Origin of the sequence: Zhongshania aliphaticivorans (genome assembly GCF_902705855.1) — a bacterium.
Lineage (GTDB): Bacteria > Pseudomonadota > Gammaproteobacteria > Pseudomonadales > Spongiibacteraceae > Spongiibacter > Spongiibacter aliphaticivorans_B.
Genome location: NZ_CACSIJ010000016.1, coordinates 23,994 through 45,090, shown reverse-complemented (window position 1 = coordinate 45,090; position 21,097 = coordinate 23,994). Strand labels below are relative to the sequence as shown.

Sequence of the window (21,097 nt, the reverse complement as noted above, 5' to 3'; positions counted from 1 at the left end):
TAATGAGCGGCGACAAACCGGAAGAAAATAAAGAGCAAACCACGGTGACGACGCAGGACCCAGCGGTGATTAGCGCCTCTGAACCAGCGCCTGCTAAATCCGCAAAAAAAACGCCTGAAAAAAAACCTAAATCAAGTAGCAATTTGCTGGGCTTGCTTGCATTGCTAGTTGCCATTGCCGCCTTGGCGCTGGCGGGCTGGATGTACCAGCAAGAGCAATTGCTTGCCGCGCAGGAACAAAATACCAGCGATAACTTTAAATCAGAGCTGCGTACCCTAAGTGCTTCACAGGCAGAATTTAAATCTCTAATCAGTACCCAGCGCGAAGCGCTAGCGCAATTGCGTAGCGACGCCAGCGCACGCTTAGACGCCCTGAGCCGTCGTAGCCAAGATCTTGAAGTAAAAGTGCAGTCACTGGCGACGGTAGATCGTCGTGATTGGTTGTTGGCTGAAGTGGAATATTTGTTACGTCTTGCAAACCAGCGTGTACAGCTCAGCCACGACCCGCGCTCAGCCGCGCAATTGCTTAGCAGTGCAGATGAAATTTTAAGAGATTTAGATGACGCAGCCCTGCACCCAGTGCGCGCCGAGATAGCGAAAGAAATTGGTGCCTTGCAAGGCAGTGCGCAGCGGGATGTAGAGGGAAGTTATTTAGCCCTACAGGCACTGGCGACCGAGGCAGAAAAGCTAAAAATTTATAAAGCACCGAGCTATGAGCCGGTAGCGGCCACAGAGGAACAAAGCGATTGGCAGCAGCGTTTACAAGGTGGCTTAATGGCGGCGTGGGATAAATTGCGCAGTTATATTCGTATTCGTCACCACGAAGAAAACTTCCGCGCGCAATTGGCCCCCGAGCAAGAAGCGGCTCTGCGGGCGAGCTTGCAGCTCATGTTCGAGCAGGCACAGCTAGCCTTATTGGCTGATCAGTCCGATTTGTATCGCCGTGCATTAGAAAAATCTGCGGCATGGTTAAATCGTTATTATCAGCTCGATGAGCATCGTGACACATTGCTACAGCAAATAGCGGTATTGGCAGAGCTTCCGATACAGAATGAGATAGCGGATATTTCTGGTTCGCTACGCAGCTTAAAAGAGTACATTAAAAGTAATCGCTGGCAGAAAGAGGTTCGCCAATGAAAATATTCATTGCGGTTCTTTTAACCCTCGTGCTGGCGGCAGGCTTGGCAGCGGCGATTCAGCATGATCCTGGTTATATCCTTATTGCCTACGCACAGACGACGGTTGAAATGACCATTTGGGTTGGTTTAGCGGTTCTTGCTGTGTTTATGTTTATACTTATTTTTGTATTTGTTGGACTGCGTCGCGGCGCTAAAGTGAGCGATAAAATTGGTAGCTTTTGGAATGACCGCAAAGCGAGTCGCGGTCGCAGCCACACCACCTTAGGTATGATTGCCTTTATCGAAGGTAATTGGGCAAAGTCGCGCACTTTATTAACTGATGCTTTGAAAGGCAGTGAAGCGCCATTAGTAAATTACCTATTAGCAGCCCGAGCTAGTCACGCGATGGGCGACGCTGCAGCGAGTCGTCACTACTTGGGTTTAGCAGAGCAAACCAGCGCCAAGGCCAGCATTGCGGTTGCATTAACTCAAGCCGAAATGCAAGTCGATAAGGGCCGTCTTGAAGAAGCATTGGCAACACTCACCCGTGCGCGCCGTAATGCGGAACGTCATCCCTCGGTATTGAGTTTGCTAGAAAAAGTGTATTCAGGTTTGCGCGACTGGAGTTCGTTGTTAGAATTGCTGCCAGACTTGCGTAAGCACAATATTCTACCTTCTGAAAAAATAGATAGCTTAGAGCGTCAGGCCTTGATGGGCCAATTAGAACAGGCTGCACAGCAGTCAGATGTCAGTGGCGTGCAGCAATGGTGGAAGCACTTGTCGCGTACATGGCAGCGCGATACAGACTTAAGTTTAATTTATTGCCGAACGCTGGTGGCCATAGGCGATCAGGCCGCAGCAGAAAAAGCGCTGCGCCTCGCATTAAAGCAAAATTGGTCTGCAAATTTGGTACTGCTCTACGGACTTATCGCGGGAGCAGATACTTCACGGCAACTCTCCACCGCAGAGGCTTGGCTAAAAGAGCATCCAGAAGATACAGCCTTGTTGCTAAGCCTAGGCCGCCTCTCATTAAGAAATGAACTGTGGGGCAAGGCCAAAGATTATTTTGAACGTTGTTATCGTCGTAACCCTAGCACTGAGGTTTGTTTTGAACTCGGTCGCCTGCTTAGCAATATGAACGATCATAGCGAGGCAGAGCGCTATACCCACGAAGGCCTGCAATTGCAGGGGCAAGCTCTACCGCAGCTGCCGCAGCCACGCCTAACTGGGCACTAATTGTTCAGTCTTGCAGTGACCGTCTCGATGAACAAAAGTTTTTTACCGATTTAATAGTTAAATTCGCGCGGCAGTGCGCCGAGAATCAACTCTAGGATATAAATGTGAATGTCGACGCCCTAGAAAAAATGCTCGCCAAAGGCAATGACAGCGCAATGCTGCGTTTTGGATTGGGCAAAGCTTACCTCGATGACAGTAAGTCAGATGCCGCAATAGCGCATTTGCAACACTGTGTTCAGCTAGATCCAGGCTACTCTGCGGCATGGAATTTACTTGGTAAAGCGCATCTTAAGATGGGCGACAAAGTCGCGGCGGAAACCGTGTGGCAATCCGGTTTGGAATCAGCGCTACGCAAAGGTGATAAGCAAACGGAAAAAGAAATCACCGTCTTTTTGAAAAAATTGAAGAAATAAATATTCGCGTTGCCAACGCACTTGAACTCTAGAGCCCTTCCCATTAATGCATTCACGGGCTGCTTAACTTATTGAACTTTATCAAAAGCGGAATAGGCTCAAGGGAAGGGAATAGTCAGTAGAAAGAAAGGGGCAGTTTTGTTTCGCCGGTAGTGGGTTCAGTATTACATTAAATCCCCTAAAGTTTATAAATCATCGTCATAGCTACACTCCTTGATAACGGGCCGAAGTGAGCAGGCTATCGAGGCAAGTTGCCGAATACATACCCTGATTATTTGGTGCTAGAACGAGATGTAAACGCTTTCAGAGATGGTTGCCCTCGCGTTCCTACCCTGCTGGCGGCGCTAAAGCAAGACGCCGAGTCGTGGCACCTGGTACCTATCTGTGTCAAAATTGAGTGAAATGTGAGCAAGAGGTTTTGTCTATGAATCTCCAGAAAATTGAAGACGAGGCGCTGCACCTTTCTAAAGAGGAGCGAGCTCAATTGATACAGCGATTAGTATTGAGTATGGAGTCTCCGTCAGAAGAGGAGCTTAGGTCTGATTGGTTGCTTGAGGCCCGACGTAGAGGAGAGGAGCTTGATGATGGCACAGTTCAGCCTGTGCCTGGTGAGGATGTAATGAGGAAGGCTAGAGCTCTCATTAAATGAACTATTATTTTCACCCGGCAGCGGAAGCCGAGTTTCTGGAATCAGTTGGCTATTATGAATCCAAAGTTCCTGGATTGGGTGGAGCCTTCATAGAGGAATTTGAAGCCCTAGCTAATTTGCTTGGCGAGTCACCAAAAGCTTGGCAAGTTGAGTTACTGCCCGATATTCGTAGAGTACCCCTTCACAGATTTCCCCTATCAATCGTTTACCGAGAAAGTCTTGGTGGTTTTCAGGTTCTGGCGGTTGCTCACGACCGGCGACGCCCACAGTATTGGCTGGGCAGGCTTTAATAATTCGCTTACACAGAGCGCACTTCGGCACTCTAGCCCGACGCGTGTGTTGCGCGCTCAGCTCCAAGTATCTACGACGAAACCACGTGGCATTTAAAGAAGGACAAACATGTTGAACTGCGATTTGAATTCTTCTTTCAATAGCGCACCTCAATAAGAGATGCGCTCCTTTAACACGCGTATTTGCTAACTGATTGCTACATCAATTCTTTCATCAGCGCCTGCAACGCTGCTTCGCGGTCGCCTAATAGGTCTTTGTATTGGCTAAGCATGCCTTGTTTCTCTTGGAAACTGGCAATTTGCGGGCCGTAGTCTGTACTGAGTTTGGCCTTAAGTTTGTCTTCTACTTCGCCGAGTTGTGATTTGAGCTCTGCGCCAAGTACGTCACCCAGTATGCTGTCTAGGTTTGATTTGAGTTTGATGGCGGGTTGGTCGACGGTGCCGTTTACGCTCATATCCATGACTAATTTAGTGACGTCTTCTAAGGCAGCAGCGAGAAGGGTGGCGGTTTTGTTGTCGCTAGTGACATTGGCAACCAATAGTTTGGCTTGGTCAACTAAGCCTTCCACCGAGCCCTTGAGGTTATTACCGTCTATAGAGAAGTTGGCTGCGATATCGGCAATCCCTTTCTCGAGTTGCAACGGTAAGTCGGGGCTTTGCGACAGCGATACACCGGACAGGGCTAATTGCTTCAAGCCCATATTGAAGACGCTTTTAAGGGTGTCGTTGCGTTGGTCAAAAATACCGTCAATGACTAGTTGTGACTTCTGTTCCATGCCACCGCGTAGCGCCATCGTGATGGGTTTGTTCCAGTAGTCTTGTTTGTCGGTGACGTCATTGATTTCACCAGAGTAGGCGAGTTTTTCACCGCCAATAACTTGGTAGCCGTCGATGAGGATTTTACGGATTAAGATATTAACCGGCAGTTCTGCTGCAGGTTCGTCATTAGCAGGCGCTTCTTCTTCGCTCGCCATATTTCCCATTGTTTCTTGGTAGAGGCTGAGGCCGCGTTGTACCACAGTATTTACTTCGTCGCCTAACAAGAAGCGCAGCATACCTTCTGTGCCTTGGTCTAGGCCGTATTTGGACAGCATACGCTTAGACTGGTCTGCGGGTAGATTTGCTGCGCGTAAGCTTAGGGATTTGATTGCAGCAGAGTCTGTTTTTAGGTCTTCGTTTAAGTTTTCAAACTGGCGAAGCTCGGCTTTAATGTCGTTACGCAATTCTTTGGCGCCGGCAATACGCTCAATAACATTTTTATTTTTTAGTTCTTTCCAGCGGACTTTGTACTGATCAAATTGTGATTGATCTGGCAGCTTTTCAGATTTGGTTTTCCAGCGCGATTCGATTGTGGTGAAGCCATTTTGAATGTCGGTGACTTCGGCCTGAATGGTGGCTTTTTCTTCAGCTAGTAGTGCATTTGCATCGGGCAAAGCGATACTTGGCATTGAACCTTCGCTTTCTTCTTTTGGTGGCGGCATGCTGCCATCTAAAGTGCCAGGGGTGCTGCGTGCGGTGTACATTTGCAGGCCAGACAGTACGACTTGATCAGCAATGACTTGCATCTTAAATAGCGCTTTAGCATCTACGTCAGCAGATACAGTTTCACTTTCTATTAGATTGCGCATTGGCTCTTGTGGATTGGCGACGGTTAGGCCGTTGAGTGCGACGTGGGTGGGGTAAAAACTGATGTCTACACTGTCGACGTCAACCCGCGCGCCAACTTGTTTGCTGCCCTCGCGCTCAATCATAAATTTCGCAATGGGTTCTAGGGCAAAAACGACGCCGACCACCGCAATAACAAGCAGGACAACAATACCCTGCAATATTCGTTTGACCATGAGATTGTTTCTCCAGATTCGATGCAGTTGCACGCTAATTGCGTTGATGCCGCATTACTTATTGTATGAATGAGTTGTTATGACTCGGTGTTACGCGCTATTTATATGGATTTAAGCATAGCGTGTTCCCTTAGTGACTTAAACCGCAAGGCGGTTTAGACCACAGATTTTGCATTTAGTGCGGCGTGGTGCATTTTAACGTTGAAGCATTTCGATATGGTAGCGAGCGCCGTTAGTGTTTTGTAGATAAGCGGCTTGGGCGATAAGTGCGGTAGCGTGGTTTATGTGTGCCCAAAGTGTCTGGCGCTGATGTTGATGCTCTCGCCAAAGCGCATATTGACCTTGGTGGTCACGGTCAATCGTGATCAGGCTAACGCTGTGATTAGTGTTTGTGCAGGTATTGAGTAAGTGGATATTGCGTCCGGTGATGTCGGCAACTTCATTTAGCTCTACGGAATTTTCAAAAAGTATGGCGCAGATGTCGCCTTTGTGCGGCGGAATTTGTCGGCCGGCGGGTAGTAATAATTGACTTGGATTTTGCCATTGGCAGCGCCAGTGTGAGGGTGATTTTATTAATGGTAGATGGCTGATCTGTAAATGGCTCTGGGCATAGCTAACACATAGGGCAATGGTTGAGGGGCCTTTAATGCACTGGCCATTGCGCAGTTGTACGCAGCCTTTTAATAGTGTGCTGTCGCAGCGGCCGCAGTTGCCGTTGCGGCAGCTGCGCGCCACAACCAAATTGGAACTCAAGCATTGTTCTAATAAATTTAGGTCACTGCGGATTGGCAGGCTAAGCGCGGTATCAATGATCGACAGCCTTAGCTTGTTCATACCTAGCAGTTAGCGGAATGCAAATATTCAGCGCGGAGTCTGGGTAGTAATTGACTCAAGGCCAGCGCGCGATGACTAAGCTGGTTTTTTTGTTCTTTGCTGAGTTCTGCTGAGCAAAGATTTAGATCGGCTATGTAAAAGAGTGGGTCGTAGCCGAAACCATTGCTGCCGCGCGGGGCAGACAAAATATCGCCGTACCATAACCCTTCGCTGACGATGGGGGCGGGATCGTCAGCGTGACGAACAAAGGCCAAGGCGCAGTGAAAGTGAGCGCGGCGGTTGGTTTCGCCTGTTAATGCGTCTAATAGTTTGGCGTTATTGTCGGCATCTTGGGCGTGTTCGCCCGCGTAGCGCGCCGAGTAAATGCCGGGTGCACCGCCGAGTGTATCTACGCTGAGTCCGGAGTCGTCGGCGAGCGCAGCAAAGCCGGTTTGGCGGGCGGCATTGCGGGCTTTTAGAATGGCGTTTTCGATGAAGCTTAGGCCAGTTTCGTCGGCCTCTATTACATCAAATTCGGCCTGACTGCGCAGTGTAATGCCCATGCCGGCTAATAAGTTGCCAAGCTCAGTTAGCTTGCCACGATTGCCACTGGCGAGGACGACGGTATTGTTAGAGGAGCTGGACACGGAGTTTTCTGCCTATTCGTCGTCGATGTATAGCATTTTATTGAATTGAATATCGTAGCTGGGGCGATTGTCTACATTGACTGATAAACGGAAATCTTGGCGCTCGTCGTTGCTGAGTTCAAACTCAGCAATATAGTAAATGGCATCTTGCTCAATAATTTCTTTAAACTCTAAGGGCGTGCGGTGAATAAGGTCAGAGCTGTTACCTTTGACCTTGGCACGCACGGCAATATTGCTGGTGTTGAGTTGGCGTCTTACCGATACATTAATAATGAACTTATCTTCGCCGCGAATAATGCCGTAACTTTTCGCGACCTGCGGGGTAAGGAAGGTGGTGTTTACAACACTGTAGTGCACTGTGTCTTTGCCAAAGTTTGAGCTGGTTGCGGTCACCGGTGGTGCTTCTTGGGCTTGTGCGCTAAAGCTAAGTAAGAGGCTGAAAAACAATGCGGAAATGTTTAAAAAAGTAATATTTAGTTTCATAGTTTTGCTCGGTATATGCAGAGTTATTTGCTGATGTGATAAACCGCCGTCACACCTAATAGATTGGGGAAACGATTCGCCAATGGCGATTGGCTGTTGTCAGCGCCGATGACGCTGCTGTTTAAAATACGAATATTTTTTTCGTCACAGAGTGCTTCAAAATCCTTGACGGTACAGAAGTGAATATTCGGTGTGTCGTACCATGTATAAGGAAGGAATTTTGATACCGGCATTTTGCCGCGATGTCCTAAATACCAGCGGCTACGCCAATGGCCAAAATTGGGGAAGGTGACGATGCATTCGCGACCAACGCGCAGCATTTCGTCGATGACCAAATGCGGGTAGCGAAGGGTTTGCAGTGCCAGCGTCATCACTACCATGTCGAAGCTGTCGTCGCGGAAATTGCCCAAGCCGACATTGAGGTCGTGTTCGATAACATTGACGCCCCGCGCCAAGGCGAGGGTGATATTGTCGGGGTCGATTTCTAGACCAATGCCCGAGACATTCTTTTCTTTGCTTAAGGTCTCTAGCAGCATGCCGTCGCCGCAACCAAGGTCGAGTACGCGGCTGTTGGCATTAATCCACGGCTGAATCAGGGTGAGGTCAAAGCGCATGGCCAAGCTCCTGTTTGAGTCGTTTCATATAAGCGTGGAAGACATCCATATAGCGCGGTATTGGTATTAAGAAGGCGTCGTGACCGTGGTCGGCTTCTATTTCTGTGTAGCTGACGGATTTGTTCGCGGCAACAAGGGCATCGACAATTTCCCGTGAGCGGGCGGGTGCAAATCGCCAGTCGGTGGTGAAGGAGGCAACCATAAACGCGCATTTGGCGTGTTTAAATGCTTCTGCTGGATCGTCGTTGTACTCCCTTGCTAGGTCGTAGTAATCCAGCGCTTTGGTCATGAGTAAATAGGTGTTGGCGTCAAAACTGCCAGAGAAGGCTTCACCCTGATAGCGCAAATAGCTTTCTACTTCAAACTCCACTGCGGTGTCTGAGCCAGAGCCCAGCGACAGGTTTCCTGTTTTTAGTTCGCGGCCAAATTTTTGCTTCATGCCGTCTTCAGACAGGTAGGTAATATGGCCGACCATACGCGCTAGTGCGAGCCCCTGTTTTGGCAGGGTTTGGTGTTCAAGGTAGCGGCCTTCATAAAAATTGGCGTCGGAGGTAATGGCGCGTCTGGCAATTTCATTAAAGGCGATATTCTGCGCAGATAACTTCATTGCTGAGGCAATGACAATGCAGTGGCGTAATGCATCGGGGTATTCCAGGGCCCAGCGCATGGCTTGCATGCCCCCTAAGCTGCCACCGATCACTGCTGCCCACTGGCTGATGCCAAAGTGCTGCATCATCAGGTGCTGGCTTTCTACCCAGTCGCGGCAGCGCAATGACGGAAAATCAGGTCCCCAGGGCTTGCCAGTGTCGGGATTAATCGAGGTGGGGCCGGTAGAGCCGTGACAGCCGCCGATATTGTTAATGCTCAGTACAAAGAAGACATTGGTGTCGATGGGTTTGCCAGGGCCGATGCAGCTGTCCCACCAGCCGGTTTTACGGTCGTCTTCGCTGTGCTTACCTGCCGCGTGGTGGTGTCCGCTCAGGGCGTGACAAATTAGAATGCCATTGGACTTGTCGGTGTTTAGCTCGCCGTAGGTTTCGTAAACAATGTCGTGTGCGGGCAAGGCGCGGCCGCAGGCCAGCTGCAAGGGTTGGTCGAAGTGCAGTTTTTGCGGCACAACGATGCCGACGCTATTTTGATCCGCAGTATTTGTGCTGGGCGGAGCTTGTGTCATGTGGCGCAGTTTCCTTAATAGCTGATAACGGTGTTGCCAGCGGCTTAACGCGTTGGTATCGATCCTTAGCTAGGGTCTGTATTTACTGCTTAATTAAATTCAAGGCCTTGGGAATGCTTGCTGGCGATGAAATTATAAGCGTTTTTTGTCTATTTTGACTGCCGCGAGTCAGCTCAACATGCTGCTTGCTAACGCCAAACTCTTTGGCGATAAACGCGATTAAATTGGCGTTGGCCTTACCGTCTGTTGCCGCCGCACGCACTCTTATTTTTAATCTGTTGCCATGTTGGCCGGCGAACTCGTCGCTGCTGGCCCCCGCTTGAATATGACAGAACAAGATTAAATTACCATTTTGCCAGCGGTAAAAGTCAGAGGGCTCCGTCACAGCTTACAGTCCCATTATTAGGCCTCTAGGTAAAGCTGCTGCTGCCGCGCCGTGACGCAAAACGACTTCTAGCACTTTGATGCATAAAAATACGAATATCGGCGACAGATCAAGCCCACCCATTGCTGGCAGTAATTTGCGGAAGGGCGCCATGACTGGCTCGGTGATTTGATACAAAAGCTGTGCTGCAGGGTGGGCGCCGCCCTGGGCGACCCAGCTCATAATAATATTGCCGATAATGGCAAAGAAATACAGATTTAATATAGCGCTGCACACACCAATAACCGACCAAATTAATAGCTGTGCGGGATTTGGAAAGCCGCCGCCATAAAGTTGGAATAGCAGTGCAATACCTACCGCTTGCGCAATCAGTGCTAGCAGTAAGGAAGCGGTGTCGATCTTGCCCATGCTGGGAATAATTTTGCGTAGTGGAATAACCAGCGGGTTGGTGGCCTTCACCAAAAACTGGCAGATAGGGTTGTAAAAATCCGCGCGTACTAATTGCAATATCATGCGCAGTAAAAACGCAGTGATGGCTAAGCTGATAATGGTGTTTAGCAGCATAATGGTGATTTCAGCAGCAGCTGTCATGCGCCTTATTCTCCTTCCAGTTCGATGGCAAGCTCTTCGGCGCGGATGCGAGCGCCGTTGAGTGCGGTTGCAAATAATTGGCGTAAACCGCCGTCTTCTAACATATTAATGGCGCGTTCGGTGGTGCCTTTTGGCGAGGTAACGCGGCGGCGCAATTCTGCGGCATCTACGTCGCTAGTAATGGCCATTTGAGCTGCACCTAAGGCGGTTTGCAGAGTAAGTTGATTGGCGACCTCGTCACTTAAACCCATCTCGCGGCCGGCGGCCTGCATGGCTTCCATGACCAAAAAGAAGTAGGCGGGGCCACTGCCAGAGAGCGCGGTAACGGCGTCGAGCTGATTTTCTTGATTAACCCAAAGTGCGAGCCCGACAGCTTCTAATATGGTGGTGGCCTGTTGCTGTTGCACGTTATCCACCTGTGCATTGGCATATAAGCCTGTTGCGCCGCTGCGAACTAACGCGGGGGTGTTGGGCATGCAGCGCACAATGGCGGGATTGCCACCCAGCCAGCCAGCTAAGCTGCCGCTGGTGACGCCGGCGGCGATGCTAATAATCAAAGGTTGATGGGCTTGCACCGCATCGGCGATGTCTTGGGCGACCAGTTTCATAATTTGCGGTTTAACCGCCAGAATGAGTACATTCACTTCGGCGATTAGCGCATGGTTGTCGCTGCCGGTATTCACTGGGGCGACGTCTTTGAGTTTAGCTAAGCTGTCGGCATTGGGGTCGCTGGCCCAGATCTTACTGGCAGACATGCCGCTGGCGACCAGTCCGCCGATGATGCTGGAGGCCATATTGCCGCCGCCAATGAAGCCAATTCGCATTTCTTCCACTCTATTTCCCCGTTTACTTATGCCACTTGCGCTCGAAACTGAGGCACTGGCTGGAAATTAACGCGGGCAGTATATCAGCCCCGTTTTGATACTGGCAGTCAATGCGAGCTAGATCAGCGCGACGGGCTTGGTCTTGGCCCGAAAATGTCGCTGCCGATCCGCACCAAGGTTGCCCCTTCGGCGATGGCGGCTTCCATGTCGGCGGACATGCCCATCGACAAGGTGTCCAGTACTGCACTGGGGAATTTTGCCTGCAGGTCGGTGAAAATACTGCGTAGCGCGGCAAAATTGTGTCGCTGCTGCTGAATATCGTCGGTGTTGACGGGAATCGCCATTAGTCCGCGCAGGCGGAGTTGAGGTTGTTGGAGCACTAATGCAGCGAGCTGGGGAATAGCATCTTTGGCCGCTCCCGCTTTGCTAGTCTCATCATTGATGTTCACCTGTAGGCAAATATTTAAGGGTGCTAGCTCTGGCGGGCGTTGATCATTGAGACGAGTGATGATTTTGGCGCGATCCACGCTGTGTACCCAGTCAAAATGGCTCGCAATAGCACGGGTTTTATTTGCCTGAATAGGGCCAATAAAGTGCCACTGCTTAGGCTGTACGCTTAGCTCGGCTTGCTTGTCGAGGGCTTCCTGCAGGTAATTTTCGCCGATGTCGCTGATGCCCGCATTAATAGCCGTGGTGATTTCTGCTGCGCTGCGGGTTTTTGTGACAGCGATAAGCGTGGGACGGCTGCGCCGCTGATAAAGTTTGCAGGCGGCATCTATTCGGCTCTGAATTGCTGCTATATTGGCTACTATGTCTGCTGATGTAATCATGCTTGAGATTATGCCTGATGCCGGAATGCCGTGCCGCATAGTCTTAAAATAAAAACTTTGTGCTGTACGATAATCACATCGCGTTATACAGTTTTGAATTGACGATATTTAGGACGTGGAATTACGTCACAGCGAATAATGCGAACGTAATTTGGCGTGGTGCAGATTTTCAGCGGGCCGATCTGCCGTAAATCGCTTTAATGCCGCTTGAGGACTTTCATGGATATCACAGAATTACTGGCCTTTAGCGCCAAGCAAAATGCCTCGGATTTACATTTGTCAGCGGGCTTGCCACCGATGATTCGGGTAGATGGCGATGTGCGACGCATAAACTTGCCACCGCTGGAACATCGCGAAGTGCACGGCTTGATTTATGAGATTATGAATGACCGTCAGCGCCGTGATTACGAGGAGTTTTTAGAAACCGATTTCTCGTTTGAAGTGCCCGGTGTGGCCCGTTTTAGGGTGAATGCCTTTAACCAAAATCGCGGTGCGGGCGCGGTATTTCGTACTATTCCCTCTAAGGTTTTGTCGCTAGAAGACCTTGGTATGGGACAGGTATTTAAAGATATATCGATGTTTCCGCGCGGGCTTGTGCTGGTAACTGGCCCGACGGGTTCGGGTAAATCAACCACGCTGGCGGCAATGATTGATTATATTAATGACAATAAATTTGACCATATTTTGACCATTGAAGACCCGATAGAATTTGTTCACGAATCAAAAAAGTGCCTGCTTAATCAGCGTGAAGTGCACCGCGATACCCACGGTTTTAACGAGGCATTGCGTTCTGCTCTGCGTGAAGATCCCGATATTATCTTGGTGGGTGAGTTACGGGATTTAGAAACAATTCGTTTGGCCTTGACCGCTGCTGAAACGGGGCATTTGGTGTTTGGCACCTTGCATACAACCTCGGCGGCGAAGACGATTGACCGGATAGTGGACGTGTTCCCCGGTGAAGAAAAATCGATGGTGCGTTCGATGTTATCCGAGTCATTACAGGGCGTTATTTCGCAAACCCTGCTGAAAAAACCGGAGGGCGGCCGAATAGCCGCTCACGAAATTATGATTGGCACCCCAGCTATTCGTAACTTGATTCGTGAAGATAAAGTGGCGCAGATGTATTCCTCTATTCAATCTGGCGCCGCAGTGGGAATGCAAACGATGGATCAGTGTTTGAAAAATCTGCTGCAGAAGCGCCTTATCAGTCGCGACGCCGCGCGCCTAAAAGCGCGTTTCCCAGAGAATTTCTGATCTTGTCTGTGTTGCCGCAATGCCGTAAGGAGCCATCCATTGGAAATTGAAAAACTGCTAAGAATCATGCAGGAGAAAGGCGCTTCGGATTTGTTTATCTCTGCGGGTGTTGCGCCATCTATTAAAGTGAATGGCCAGCTGCTACCCGTGAGCAGTAATACGCTCAGCCCTGAGCAAGCCCGCGAAGTGGTGATGGGGGTAATGAACGACCAGCAGCGCCGTGAGTTTGTACGGGATAAAGAGTGTAATTTTGCCATTAGTGCACGGGGCATCGGGCGCTTTCGGGTAAGTGCTTTTTATCAGCGCAACTTGGTCGGTATGGTGCTGCGCCGTATTGAGACGAATATTCCGAGCACCGATCAACTGGGCTTACCTGAGCAGGTAAAAGAGTTGGCGATGACCAAGCGTGGGCTAATTATTTTTGTTGGCGCGACGGGCACTGGTAAGTCGACCTCGCTGGCGGCGATGATAGGCCATCGCAATGAGAATTCGCGTGGTCATATTATTACCGTAGAAGACCCCATCGAATTTGTGCATCAACACCGTGGTTGTATCGTTACCCAGCGCGAGGTCGGTATAGACACCGAGTCCTTTGAGGTGGCCTTAAAAAATATGCTTCGTCAGGCGCCGGATGTCATTATGATTGGCGAAGTGCGTACCCGCGAAACGATGGAGCAGGCGATCACTTTCGCAGAAACTGGTCACTTGTGTTTGTGTACCTTGCACGCGAACAATGCCAACCAAGCCCTCGATCGTATCTTGCATTTTTTCCCCGCTGAGCGGCATCCGCAGTTGTGGATGGACTTGTCGTTAAATCTTAAGGCGATGGTGGCCCAGCAGCTTATTCCTACCCGCGACGGTCAGGGCCGCCGAGCTTGTGTAGAGATTTTACTGAATACGCCGCTGGCCTCAGATCTAATTCGCAAAGGTGATGTGGCAGCGGTAAAAGACTTAATGCGGCAGTCTACCGAGCAGGGCATGCAGACCTTTGATCAGGCTCTATACAATTTGTACGTTGCTGGCGAGATCACCTATGAAGACGCCATTGCACATGCGGATTCTGCCAACGATTTGCGTCTGCTAATTAAGTTGGGTGCAGATAATAACCCTGAACAAATGCAGAAAATGGCGGGTGGCTTAACAATGCAGGAAGATCATCCGAACAACAAACCGCCAGCGCGCGGTGGTTATCGTCGGTAAGTGATTAGATTTGCCGCATCCAACTTTCTAAAATAATCGCGGCACTGCGGCTGTCTACAGACTGGTTTTTGAAATCGCGGGAGCCGGTGTCGTCAATGATGTCACCACGCGCTTCAAAGCTGCTCAGGCGCTCGTCGGCAAAGTGCACGGCAATCCCAAAGCGGCCGTGAATACGGTTGCCAAATTTTTTGGCCCGCTGCGACATTTCAGATACGCTACCGTCCATATTTAGCGGTAGTCCTACTACCACGGCATCGGGTTTCCACTCGGTCATGAGCTTGTCGATATCTTCCCAGCGCGGAATGCCGTCTTTGGCTTGTAGTGAGGCCTGTGGGCTGGCGGTGCCGGTTAGGGTTTGACCCACCGCACAGCCAATCCATCGCAAACCAAAGTCAAAGCTGAGTAGGGTTTTGAGTTTGTCGCTCATTGGGTAGAGTGTTTCCTTAAGCGTGACCGCTATCTGGTGCGATTTGCGAGAAATTGATGCCGAGGATGGCGAGAGCCGCATCGACTTTGTCTTCGGCCGCGACATCAAACAAAACATGGTCGCTGGCGGCGACGGTAAGCCAAGCATTGTCTTGCAGCTCTTCTTCAAGCTGGCCAGCATCCCAGCCGGCGTAGCCGAGAGCAATAAGACTTTGGCTTGGGCCGCAGTCGCGAGCAATGGCATTGAGGATGTCCAAGGAGGTTGTGAGGCTTACGGTGTCGGAGACGTCAACGCTGGCCTCCCAGGGTTTGCCGTCGCGACGGTGCAATACAAATCCTCGGTCAGTATGCACGGGGCCGCCAGCATAGACAGGCTGTTGGTGATTATAAATGTGACCGTCTAATTCCAGTTGCTCAAGTATTTCATCTACGTCCATATCGAGTGGGTGATTAATAATGATACCCATCGCGCCGAGTTCATCGTGTTCGCACAGATAAGTAATGCTACGGGTAAAAATCCCGTCTTTGAGCGCAGGCAGGGCGATCAAAAAGTGATTCTTGAGTGATGGGAAAGTGGAATTGGTCATGGCTCTAAGTATCGGTGATATTACTGCAAACACAAGTTGTTAGCCGAGATAAACAGCAAATTTAGCTTTGATTGGTTTTGAGGGATTGGCGTTCAAAACGCCATGTGCGCACGATACCGAGACGATTTTTGCCATCCAACACGTCGCTAGGAATGGCCTCGTAGGGGGCCGCTAAGCGCACAATTCTGTGGGCGGCGCGATCTAATATGGGGTTGCCCGAGCTGCTTAAAATACGTACCTCATCTATTCTGCCGTCGGGCATGAGCAATAGTAAGAGACGCAGTTCGCCTTCTATTCCTAGTTTCCGCGCTTCTTCGGGGTAATTGGCGTTGCCCACGGTTTCTACTCGTTTCTCCCATCGGTTTAGATACAGCGCGTCGGGTGAGCCTTTGGTGGCGACCGAGGTGATAAATTTGGGGCGCGGCATGCGGGCATAATTTTGATTGAGCTGTTCAAGCTGAGCTTCCAGTGCAGAAATATTTTCGCTGAGCTGGCTGCTATCGTCGCTGCCGTCCCAGGGTTGCTTCTGGTGGAGCATGCGGGTTTGTTGTGGCTTGGTGCTGCGAGCTGACGCGGCCGTGGTGCTGAGGAGGGAGCTGCCAACATTGTCAGGCACCGACTTGGCTAGCTTTAGGGCCTCTTCATCGCGCAGGGTATTGTCGTGAAAAGCGCTCTCGGCGGTGGTGCTGAGTTCGGCCTTCTCTTTTAAGCTGCCGCTCCCCACTTGATCGAATTGAGCTAGATAATCAGCATCTTCTGGTGCCGTTTTACTCTGGTACTGGGCTAAGGTGATTTCTAGGCTAGGTAATTTAACGCGGGCTTCGGGCGGAGCAAAAGTGATACCGAGTATGACGGCGAGGTGCATGGCGGTAGCGACCGCAATAATAAACCCCAGCCTATCGGGTGGAGTTTGATTCTCTATAAACGGTGCCGCCACAGGGGTCATGAATTAAGCTGCTTCGCATCGTTGAGTTTGGCGGCGATGCAGTCCATTAATTGGCCAGCTATATCGGTGCCAAATTGGGTGTCGATCTCGCGGATGCAGGTTGGGCTGGTGACGTTGATTTCGGTGAGTGAGTCGCCAATAACGTCTAGGCCGACAAATAATAGGCCTTTTGCCCGGGCAACAGGGCCAACTTCAGCGGCAATGCGGCGGTCAGCGTCACTCAGCGGCTGGGCACGGCCCGTTCCACCGGCGGCAAGATTGCCACGGGTTTCGCCTTTGGCGGGGATGCGGGCCAAGCAATACGGTACGGGCTCGCCGTCAATCAGCAGAATACGTTTGTCGCCGTCGCGAATCTCTGGCAAATATACTTGGGCCATAATCGTGGTTTGGCCGTGGTTGGTCAGGGTTTCGAGGATAACGCCAACGTTGGCGTCATCAGGCTTTAGCCTAAAAATTGAGCTACCACCCATGCCGTCTAGCGGTTTCATAATGACATCGCGGTGTTCGGCGTGAAAGGCGCGCAGCCTAGCTTGGTCGCGGCTAACTAAGTGGGTTGGGCCGCACTGAGGAAATTGCAGGGCAAAGAGTTTTTCATTGCAGTCGCGCAGGCTGCTGGGTTTGTTAACTACCCACGCACCTTGGGTCTCTGCCAGTTCAAGAATATGGGTTGCGTAGAGAAACTCATTGTCGAAGGGCGGGTCTTTGCGCATCAAAATGACGTCTAGTTCGCCAAGGCCGATATCTTGTTTGTCACCTAGCTCGTAGAAATGCTCTGGATCTTTAAACACCTGAAGAGCTTGGGCGGAGGCGCGCGCCAGTCCTTCGCTAACATAGAGGTCGGCTGGGGTCATATAGCTGATGTCCCAGTGCCGCGCGGACGCGGCCCAGAGCATAGCGAGGGTCGAGTCTTTTTTGTAGGCGATGTTCTCGATGGGGTCCATCACTACGCCAAGGCGAATAGTCATTTTGATACCTGTGTCCTAAAACCTTGCAAATAGGCTTTGTTTAGCTGCCTTACTGAGTTAATAATTACCGACCATAGAATACCGTAAAAACAATGAAAGTTTGCCTATTCGCACAATTTTGCTTTACTGACACCACTGGATGATGGTGTCAGCCTGCTTTACGTGGTAAAAAAACCAACACCGTGCGATAAGACACTGGATTGTTAGCGCATTAATACGCAAGCCTTATAAGGTTACTCATTCTTATGGAAGTTAATTTTTCCGACCTGAAAGTTATGATTATCGACGATAGCAAAACAATTCGTCGTACTACTGAAACCTTGTTAGCCAAAGAGGGTTGCACAGTAGTTACCGCCGTGGATGACTTTGACGCCTTGGCAAAAATTGCTGATACTAGACCCGATATCATTTTTGTCGACATTATGATGCCGCGCTTAGACGGCTATCAAACCTGCGCCTTGATTAAAAATAATACTGAATTCAAGTCTACGCCGGTGATTATGTTGTCTAGCAAAGACGGCTTGTTCGATAAAGCGAAGGGCCGTATCGTCGGGTCAGATCAATACCTGACTAAGCCTTTTAGCAAAGGTGAATTGCTTGAGGCGATTCAGAATCACGTACACGTTGCGCACGTTTAATTTGCGTTTTGCCGAGTTAAATAAATGGTGGAATCGGTCTTTGTGATCGGTTTACGGCCATGTTATGCGCTGCAGCTATAGTACTACCGATGAGGAAGGAAGATGCCACGGGTTCTTATTGTTGATGACTCCCCAACTGAAATTTTTAAGATCTCAGAGATTCTTAGTAAAAACGGCTACGAAGTTTTAACGGCGGAAAGTGGCGAGTTAGGCCTAGATATTGCGAAGACGCAGATGCCTGATGTGGTGCTGATGGATATTGTCATGCCAGGCCTGAATGGTTTTCAGGCGACTCGACAACTAAGTCGCGACCCTGACACTAGCGGTATCCCCGTCATTATTGTGACCACAAAAGATCAAGAGACCGATCGTTTGTGGGGGCAGCGTCAAGGTGCTAAGGGCTATTTAACTAAGCCAATCGATAGCAAAGGTCTTTTAAAGGCCATTGATGCGGTACTTAATTAGTCGTGGCTAGAAGCGGCGACTTTGGATGACTTATGTCTAATACCCTGCCATTTGATTATTTGCACAGTCTCGCTGCTAGATTCCAAGCTGGCTTTAGCGTCTTGCCGAGTGCCCGCGACAATCATGTGATTACGTGGAGTGGCGTCGGTTTTCGTATTGGCGAGCAATATTGTGTCACTGCAATGGACGATATAGCCGAAGTGCTAACCGAGCCTGCCGTCACTCGTTTACCTGGTGTGAAGTCTTGGGTGCGCGGCGTGGCTAATGTGCGGGGACGCTTGCTACCGCTGGTTGATTTAACGGCGTTTCTTGGCGTGCGTGCGGGGCTGGATCAGCGCCAGAGACGGGTACTCGTTATTGAAAAAGGTGATATTTATTTAGGCCTCATTGTTGATGACGTGTTCGGTATGCAGCATTTTGATGCTGAAACCTATCGTTTGGAGTGCAGTTTGCAAAGCGATTCTTTTGCTAATTATGTGCAGGGAAGTTATCAGCAAGGGCAGCGGCAGTGGGCGGTATTTAGGCCTGCACAATTAATAGAAGATAACAATTTTTATACCGTAGCAGCATAAGCTCGGAGTTAAACACAATATGAAGCCTTGGCACGGAATGGCAGCAATGATTCGTGTGGCGGTTTTAATATCAAATATCAGCACTGGGAGTTCGGTAAATGAAAGCAGGTAATCAAGGCGCGCTCGCACGACTGCGGACCAGCCGGGTTGTGAGTCTTCTCGTTATAGTTATTTTGGCGGGTTTTGTGGGTGCTGGATTAAACACCTATATTATTTTGCGAGACGCCGACTACGATCAGCGTTACCTAGAGCTCACCAGTGAGATGCGGTTATACGCCCAGCAGATTGCGAACACCTCGCGGGAGGCGGCACTGGGCGATAAGGGGAGTTTTGATGCTTTGGCGCGCGCCCAGCGCAATTTTGAACAAGCCCGTAGCCAGTTGGTCGATGGTACGAAAAAACTGCCATCGCCTGCGGCAATGCTGGGTAGCGACATAGATCGCCTAAATGTGCTGTGGGCGCAGGTAGACAGTGCCTCGGACACCATTACGGGTAATAGTGAGAAAATTGTCTTTTTGTACCAAGTTGCTGAAAATTTAAATCTGCAGTTGCCAGACTTGCAGCAAAACAATAATAGAGTGGTAGAAATTTTACTAAAAAGCGGCGCAGATGCTAAGCAAGTCGCTATTGCCCAACGTCAGTCTTGGTTGGCTGAACGTATTGGCCGCCACGTTGATAAGATGATCGGCGGCGGTGATGCGGCTACCCAGGCAGCGGAGCAATTTACTATCGATGCCAGCGAATTTGGCACGGTATTGAATGGCTTGTTGCAAGGCAACAGTGCGATTGGCGTTGAGCGTATAAGCAATGCCAAGGCGCAAGCCATTTTGGCTGCTATTGCTGGGTCCTTCCAGCAGTTAAGTGGTTCGATGGGGAATATTTTTGAGGTGTCGCCGGAGTTATTGAAATCCTCTGAAGCGGCAATGTTAATCGCTGAGACGGTGCCAGAAATCACTCAGGTAACGAGTAAGTTATCATCAGAAATTGCAAAGCTGTCTGACAAGCGACCGTTGTCGGTAGTCAGTGCATTGATTTTTGTCGGAATAATATTGTTTGGTCTTACTGTTTTAGCTTTGCAGTCAATGCGTAATACAGGGATGCGCCTGCGCGAGACAGCGGACGCAAATGAAAGAAACCAAACAGCAATTTTACGCTTACTGGATGAGTTGGCCGACCTTGCAGATGGTGACCTCACCACCTCGGCAACAGTAACAGAAGATTTTACCGGCGCCATTGCCGACTCGATCAACTACACCATCGACCAATTACGGGTACTGGTATCGCAAATTAACGAAACTGCGGTAGAGGTGTCTTCTGCGGCGCAGAGCTCCCAGTCTACCGCCTTAACCTTGGCGCAAGCCTCGGAGAGTCAGGCAAAAGAGATTGCGGGTGCGTCGGCGGCAATATCAGAAATGGCGCAAACCATCGACCGGGTATCATCAAATGCACGGGAGTCAGCAACGGTTGCACAGCGCTCGGTTGCCATCGCAAATACCGGTGCCGAGGTGGTACAGAACACCATCAAAGGCATGGACAATATTCGCGAGCAGATTCAAGAAACCTCTAAGCGTATTAAGCGTTTGGGTGAGTCCTCGCAGGAGATCGGCGATATCGTCTCGCTGATTAATGATATTGCCGACCAAACTAATATTCTGGCACTAAACGCTGCGATTCAGGCGTCGATGGCGGGTGATGCTGGTCGAGGCTTCGCGGTTGTTGCGGACGAAGTTCAACGCCTTGCAGAGCGTTCATCTGGTGCAACTAAACAGATTGAAGCCTTGGTAAAAACCATTCAGTCAGATACCAACGAGGCCGTTATCTCGATGGAGCAAACCACCTCCGAGGTTGTGCGCGGGGCGCGTCTCGCACAGGATGCGGGTACGGCTTTGACCGAAATCGAAACGGTATCGCAGGAGCTGGCAGAGCTTATTGAAAATATCTCTAGTGCAGCGGCGGATCAGGCGGTGTCAGCAGGGCAAATATCGTCAACGATGCAGGTCATTCAGCAAATCACCTCACAAACATCTGCTGGCTCAACAGAGACTGCTAGATCGATTGGTGCGCTGGCAGAAATGACCAACGATTTGCGTAGCTCGGTAGCCGGTTTCACGCTGCCAGAGCAGCAACTCTGATTGCC

25 protein-coding genes are annotated in these 21,097 nt (G+C 50.2%); 11 read left to right on the top strand and 14 right to left on the bottom strand.

Annotated elements, in window-relative coordinates; translation table 11 throughout:
- Positions 1–2 precede the first annotated feature (2 nt).
- From GVJ32_RS15970 to GVJ32_RS15950, 5 genes are all read left to right on the top strand, one after another.
- The gene (locus GVJ32_RS15970; protein ID WP_159241079.1) at positions 3–1,136 is read left to right on the top strand and encodes a uroporphyrinogen-III C-methyltransferase; all 1,134 of its coding nucleotides are present in this window, start codon (positions 3–5) and stop codon (positions 1,134–1,136) included.
- Complete coding sequence (locus GVJ32_RS15965; protein WP_159241078.1) at positions 1,133–2,353, top strand: heme biosynthesis HemY N-terminal domain-containing protein; 1,221 nt, start codon at positions 1,133–1,135, stop codon at positions 2,351–2,353. Before GVJ32_RS15970 ends, GVJ32_RS15965 begins: the two co-directional genes overlap by 4 nt.
- Positions 2,354–2,457: 104 nt before the next feature.
- A complete protein-coding gene (locus tag GVJ32_RS15960; RefSeq protein WP_200841456.1) occupies positions 2,458–2,766 on the top strand; it encodes a tetratricopeptide repeat protein in 309 nt (102 codons plus the stop codon).
- A gap of 424 nt (positions 2,767–3,190) precedes the next feature.
- Positions 3,191–3,415, top strand: a complete 225-nt coding sequence (locus GVJ32_RS18505; protein ID WP_159241077.1) for an addiction module protein — start codon at positions 3,191–3,193, stop codon at positions 3,413–3,415.
- Entirely contained in the window at positions 3,412–3,705 is a 294-nt protein-coding gene (locus GVJ32_RS15950; RefSeq protein WP_103683734.1) for a type II toxin-antitoxin system RelE/ParE family toxin, read from the top strand. Before GVJ32_RS18505 ends, GVJ32_RS15950 begins: the two co-directional genes overlap by 4 nt.
- Before the next feature lie 197 nt (positions 3,706–3,902).
- Here GVJ32_RS15950 and GVJ32_RS15945 read toward each other — a convergent pair whose 3' ends face one another.
- From GVJ32_RS15945 to GVJ32_RS15900, 10 genes are all read right to left on the bottom strand, one after another.
- A complete protein-coding gene (locus GVJ32_RS15945; RefSeq protein WP_159241076.1) occupies positions 3,903–5,546 on the bottom strand; it encodes a TIGR03545 family protein in 1,644 nt (547 codons plus the stop codon).
- A gap of 195 nt (positions 5,547–5,741) precedes the next feature.
- Positions 5,742–6,380: a 2Fe-2S iron-sulfur cluster-binding protein gene (locus tag GVJ32_RS15940; protein ID WP_159241075.1), complete on the bottom strand. Its 639-nt coding sequence runs from the start codon at positions 6,378–6,380 to the stop codon at positions 5,742–5,744.
- 2 nt (positions 6,381–6,382) lie between these two features.
- Positions 6,383–7,006 (bottom strand): RdgB/HAM1 family non-canonical purine NTP pyrophosphatase, encoded by a 624-nt coding sequence (gene rdgB / locus GVJ32_RS15935; protein WP_159241074.1) that lies wholly within the window; start codon positions 7,004–7,006, stop codon positions 6,383–6,385.
- Between the two features lie 12 nt (positions 7,007–7,018).
- The gene (locus GVJ32_RS15930; RefSeq protein WP_159241073.1) at positions 7,019–7,489 is read right to left on the bottom strand and encodes a DUF4426 domain-containing protein; all 471 of its coding nucleotides are present in this window, start codon (positions 7,487–7,489) and stop codon (positions 7,019–7,021) included.
- A gap of 23 nt (positions 7,490–7,512) precedes the next feature.
- Positions 7,513–8,103 (bottom strand): methionine biosynthesis protein MetW, encoded by a 591-nt coding sequence (gene metW, locus GVJ32_RS15925; RefSeq protein WP_159241072.1) that lies wholly within the window; start codon positions 8,101–8,103, stop codon positions 7,513–7,515.
- Entirely contained in the window at positions 8,093–9,277 is a 1,185-nt protein-coding gene (gene metX / locus GVJ32_RS15920; protein ID WP_159241071.1) for a homoserine O-succinyltransferase MetX, read from the bottom strand. Before metX ends, metW begins: the two co-directional genes overlap by 11 nt.
- An 82-nt stretch (positions 9,278–9,359) precedes the next feature.
- Positions 9,360–9,662: a DUF167 family protein gene (locus tag GVJ32_RS15915; RefSeq protein WP_159241070.1), complete on the bottom strand. Its 303-nt coding sequence runs from the start codon at positions 9,660–9,662 to the stop codon at positions 9,360–9,362.
- A 3-nt stretch (positions 9,663–9,665) separates the two neighbouring features.
- Positions 9,666–10,253 carry a YggT family protein gene (locus GVJ32_RS15910; RefSeq protein ID WP_159241069.1) on the bottom strand — a complete coding sequence of 196 codons (588 nt, stop codon included), beginning with the start codon at positions 10,251–10,253 and terminating at the stop codon, positions 9,666–9,668.
- 5 nt (positions 10,254–10,258) lie between these two features.
- On the bottom strand, positions 10,259–11,077 hold the full coding sequence (proC, locus tag GVJ32_RS15905) for a pyrroline-5-carboxylate reductase (protein WP_200841460.1): 819 nt from the start codon (positions 11,075–11,077) through the stop codon (positions 10,259–10,261).
- 122 nt (positions 11,078–11,199) lie between these two features.
- On the bottom strand, positions 11,200–11,907 hold the full coding sequence (locus GVJ32_RS15900; protein WP_159241067.1) for a YggS family pyridoxal phosphate-dependent enzyme: 708 nt from the start codon (positions 11,905–11,907) through the stop codon (positions 11,200–11,202).
- Positions 11,908–12,126: 219 nt separating this feature from the next.
- On the opposite strand from GVJ32_RS15900, the gene GVJ32_RS15895 reads away from it, so the two are divergent.
- Positions 12,127–13,161, top strand: a complete 1,035-nt coding sequence (locus GVJ32_RS15895) for a type IV pilus twitching motility protein PilT (RefSeq protein WP_159241066.1) — start codon at positions 12,127–12,129, stop codon at positions 13,159–13,161.
- 39 nt (positions 13,162–13,200) lie between these two features.
- The gene (locus GVJ32_RS15890) at positions 13,201–14,361 is read left to right on the top strand and encodes a PilT/PilU family type 4a pilus ATPase (RefSeq protein WP_159241065.1); all 1,161 of its coding nucleotides are present in this window, start codon (positions 13,201–13,203) and stop codon (positions 14,359–14,361) included.
- Between the two features lie 4 nt (positions 14,362–14,365).
- Here GVJ32_RS15890 and ruvX read toward each other — a convergent pair whose 3' ends face one another.
- The 4 genes from ruvX to gshB all read right to left on the bottom strand — a co-directional run bounded on the left by ruvX (position 14,366) and on the right by gshB (position 17,285).
- A complete protein-coding gene (ruvX, locus tag GVJ32_RS15885) occupies positions 14,366–14,788 on the bottom strand; it encodes a Holliday junction resolvase RuvX (RefSeq protein WP_159241064.1) in 423 nt (140 codons plus the stop codon).
- A 16-nt stretch (positions 14,789–14,804) separates the two neighbouring features.
- Positions 14,805–15,374, bottom strand: a complete 570-nt coding sequence (locus tag GVJ32_RS15880; protein ID WP_159241063.1) for a YqgE/AlgH family protein — start codon at positions 15,372–15,374, stop codon at positions 14,805–14,807.
- 61 nt (positions 15,375–15,435) lie between these two features.
- Positions 15,436–16,320: an energy transducer TonB gene (locus GVJ32_RS15875; protein WP_159241062.1), complete on the bottom strand. Its 885-nt coding sequence runs from the start codon at positions 16,318–16,320 to the stop codon at positions 15,436–15,438.
- Positions 16,317–17,285, bottom strand: a complete 969-nt coding sequence (gshB, locus tag GVJ32_RS15870) for a glutathione synthase (protein WP_159241061.1) — start codon at positions 17,283–17,285, stop codon at positions 16,317–16,319. The genes GVJ32_RS15875 and gshB overlap by 4 nt, the downstream gene beginning before the upstream one ends.
- Before the next feature lie 245 nt (positions 17,286–17,530).
- On the opposite strand from gshB, the gene pilG reads away from it, so the two are divergent.
- The 4 genes from pilG (at position 17,531) to GVJ32_RS15850 (ending at position 21,092) form a co-directional block, all read left to right on the top strand.
- Positions 17,531–17,923 carry a twitching motility response regulator PilG gene (gene pilG / locus GVJ32_RS15865; RefSeq protein WP_159241060.1) on the top strand — a complete coding sequence of 131 codons (393 nt, stop codon included), beginning with the start codon at positions 17,531–17,533 and terminating at the stop codon, positions 17,921–17,923.
- A 102-nt stretch (positions 17,924–18,025) separates the two neighbouring features.
- Complete coding sequence (locus GVJ32_RS15860) at positions 18,026–18,388, top strand: response regulator (protein ID WP_159241059.1); 363 nt, start codon at positions 18,026–18,028, stop codon at positions 18,386–18,388.
- Positions 18,389–18,420: 32 nt separating this feature from the next.
- Positions 18,421–18,960 carry a chemotaxis protein CheW gene (locus GVJ32_RS15855; protein ID WP_159241058.1) on the top strand — a complete coding sequence of 180 codons (540 nt, stop codon included), beginning with the start codon at positions 18,421–18,423 and terminating at the stop codon, positions 18,958–18,960.
- 98 nt (positions 18,961–19,058) lie between these two features.
- Positions 19,059–21,092, top strand: coding sequence for a methyl-accepting chemotaxis protein (locus tag GVJ32_RS15850; RefSeq protein WP_159241057.1), 2,034 nt, complete (start codon positions 19,059–19,061; stop codon positions 21,090–21,092).
- Positions 21,093–21,097 lie beyond the last annotated feature (5 nt).

Coding starts and splice junctions, on each gene's coding strand:
- GVJ32_RS15970 (WP_159241079.1), top strand. CDS start 3: ATGAGCGGCGACAAACCGGAAGAAAATAAAGAGCAAACCACGGTGACG.
- GVJ32_RS15965 (WP_159241078.1), top strand. CDS start 1,133: ATGAAAATATTCATTGCGGTTCTTTTAACCCTCGTGCTGGCGGCAGGC.
- GVJ32_RS18505 (WP_159241077.1), top strand. CDS start 3,191: ATGAATCTCCAGAAAATTGAAGACGAGGCGCTGCACCTTTCTAAAGAG.
- GVJ32_RS15950 (WP_103683734.1), top strand. CDS start 3,412: ATGAACTATTATTTTCACCCGGCAGCGGAAGCCGAGTTTCTGGAATCA.
- GVJ32_RS15945 (WP_159241076.1), bottom strand. CDS start 5,546: ATGGTCAAACGAATATTGCAGGGTATTGTTGTCCTGCTTGTTATTGCG.
- GVJ32_RS15940 (WP_159241075.1), bottom strand. CDS start 6,380: ATGAACAAGCTAAGGCTGTCGATCATTGATACCGCGCTTAGCCTGCCA.
- GVJ32_RS15930 (WP_159241073.1), bottom strand. CDS start 7,489: ATGAAACTAAATATTACTTTTTTAAACATTTCCGCATTGTTTTTCAGC.
- metW (WP_159241072.1), bottom strand. CDS start 8,103: ATGCGCTTTGACCTCACCCTGATTCAGCCGTGGATTAATGCCAACAGC.
- metX (WP_159241071.1), bottom strand. CDS start 9,277: ATGACACAAGCTCCGCCCAGCACAAATACTGCGGATCAAAATAGCGTC.
- GVJ32_RS15910 (WP_159241069.1), bottom strand. CDS start 10,253: ATGACAGCTGCTGCTGAAATCACCATTATGCTGCTAAACACCATTATC.
- proC (WP_200841460.1), bottom strand. CDS start 11,077: ATGCGAATTGGCTTCATTGGCGGCGGCAATATGGCCTCCAGCATCATC.
- GVJ32_RS15900 (WP_159241067.1), bottom strand. CDS start 11,907: ATGATTACATCAGCAGACATAGTAGCCAATATAGCAGCAATTCAGAGC.
- GVJ32_RS15895 (WP_159241066.1), top strand. CDS start 12,127: ATGGATATCACAGAATTACTGGCCTTTAGCGCCAAGCAAAATGCCTCG.
- ruvX (WP_159241064.1), bottom strand. CDS start 14,788: ATGAGCGACAAACTCAAAACCCTACTCAGCTTTGACTTTGGTTTGCGA.
- GVJ32_RS15880 (WP_159241063.1), bottom strand. CDS start 15,374: ATGACCAATTCCACTTTCCCATCACTCAAGAATCACTTTTTGATCGCC.
- GVJ32_RS15875 (WP_159241062.1), bottom strand. CDS start 16,320: ATGACCCCTGTGGCGGCACCGTTTATAGAGAATCAAACTCCACCCGAT.
- gshB (WP_159241061.1), bottom strand. CDS start 17,285: ATGACTATTCGCCTTGGCGTAGTGATGGACCCCATCGAGAACATCGCC.
- pilG (WP_159241060.1), top strand. CDS start 17,531: ATGGAAGTTAATTTTTCCGACCTGAAAGTTATGATTATCGACGATAGC.
- GVJ32_RS15860 (WP_159241059.1), top strand. CDS start 18,026: ATGCCACGGGTTCTTATTGTTGATGACTCCCCAACTGAAATTTTTAAG.
- GVJ32_RS15855 (WP_159241058.1), top strand. CDS start 18,421: ATGTCTAATACCCTGCCATTTGATTATTTGCACAGTCTCGCTGCTAGA.
- GVJ32_RS15850 (WP_159241057.1), top strand. CDS start 19,059: ATGAAAGCAGGTAATCAAGGCGCGCTCGCACGACTGCGGACCAGCCGG.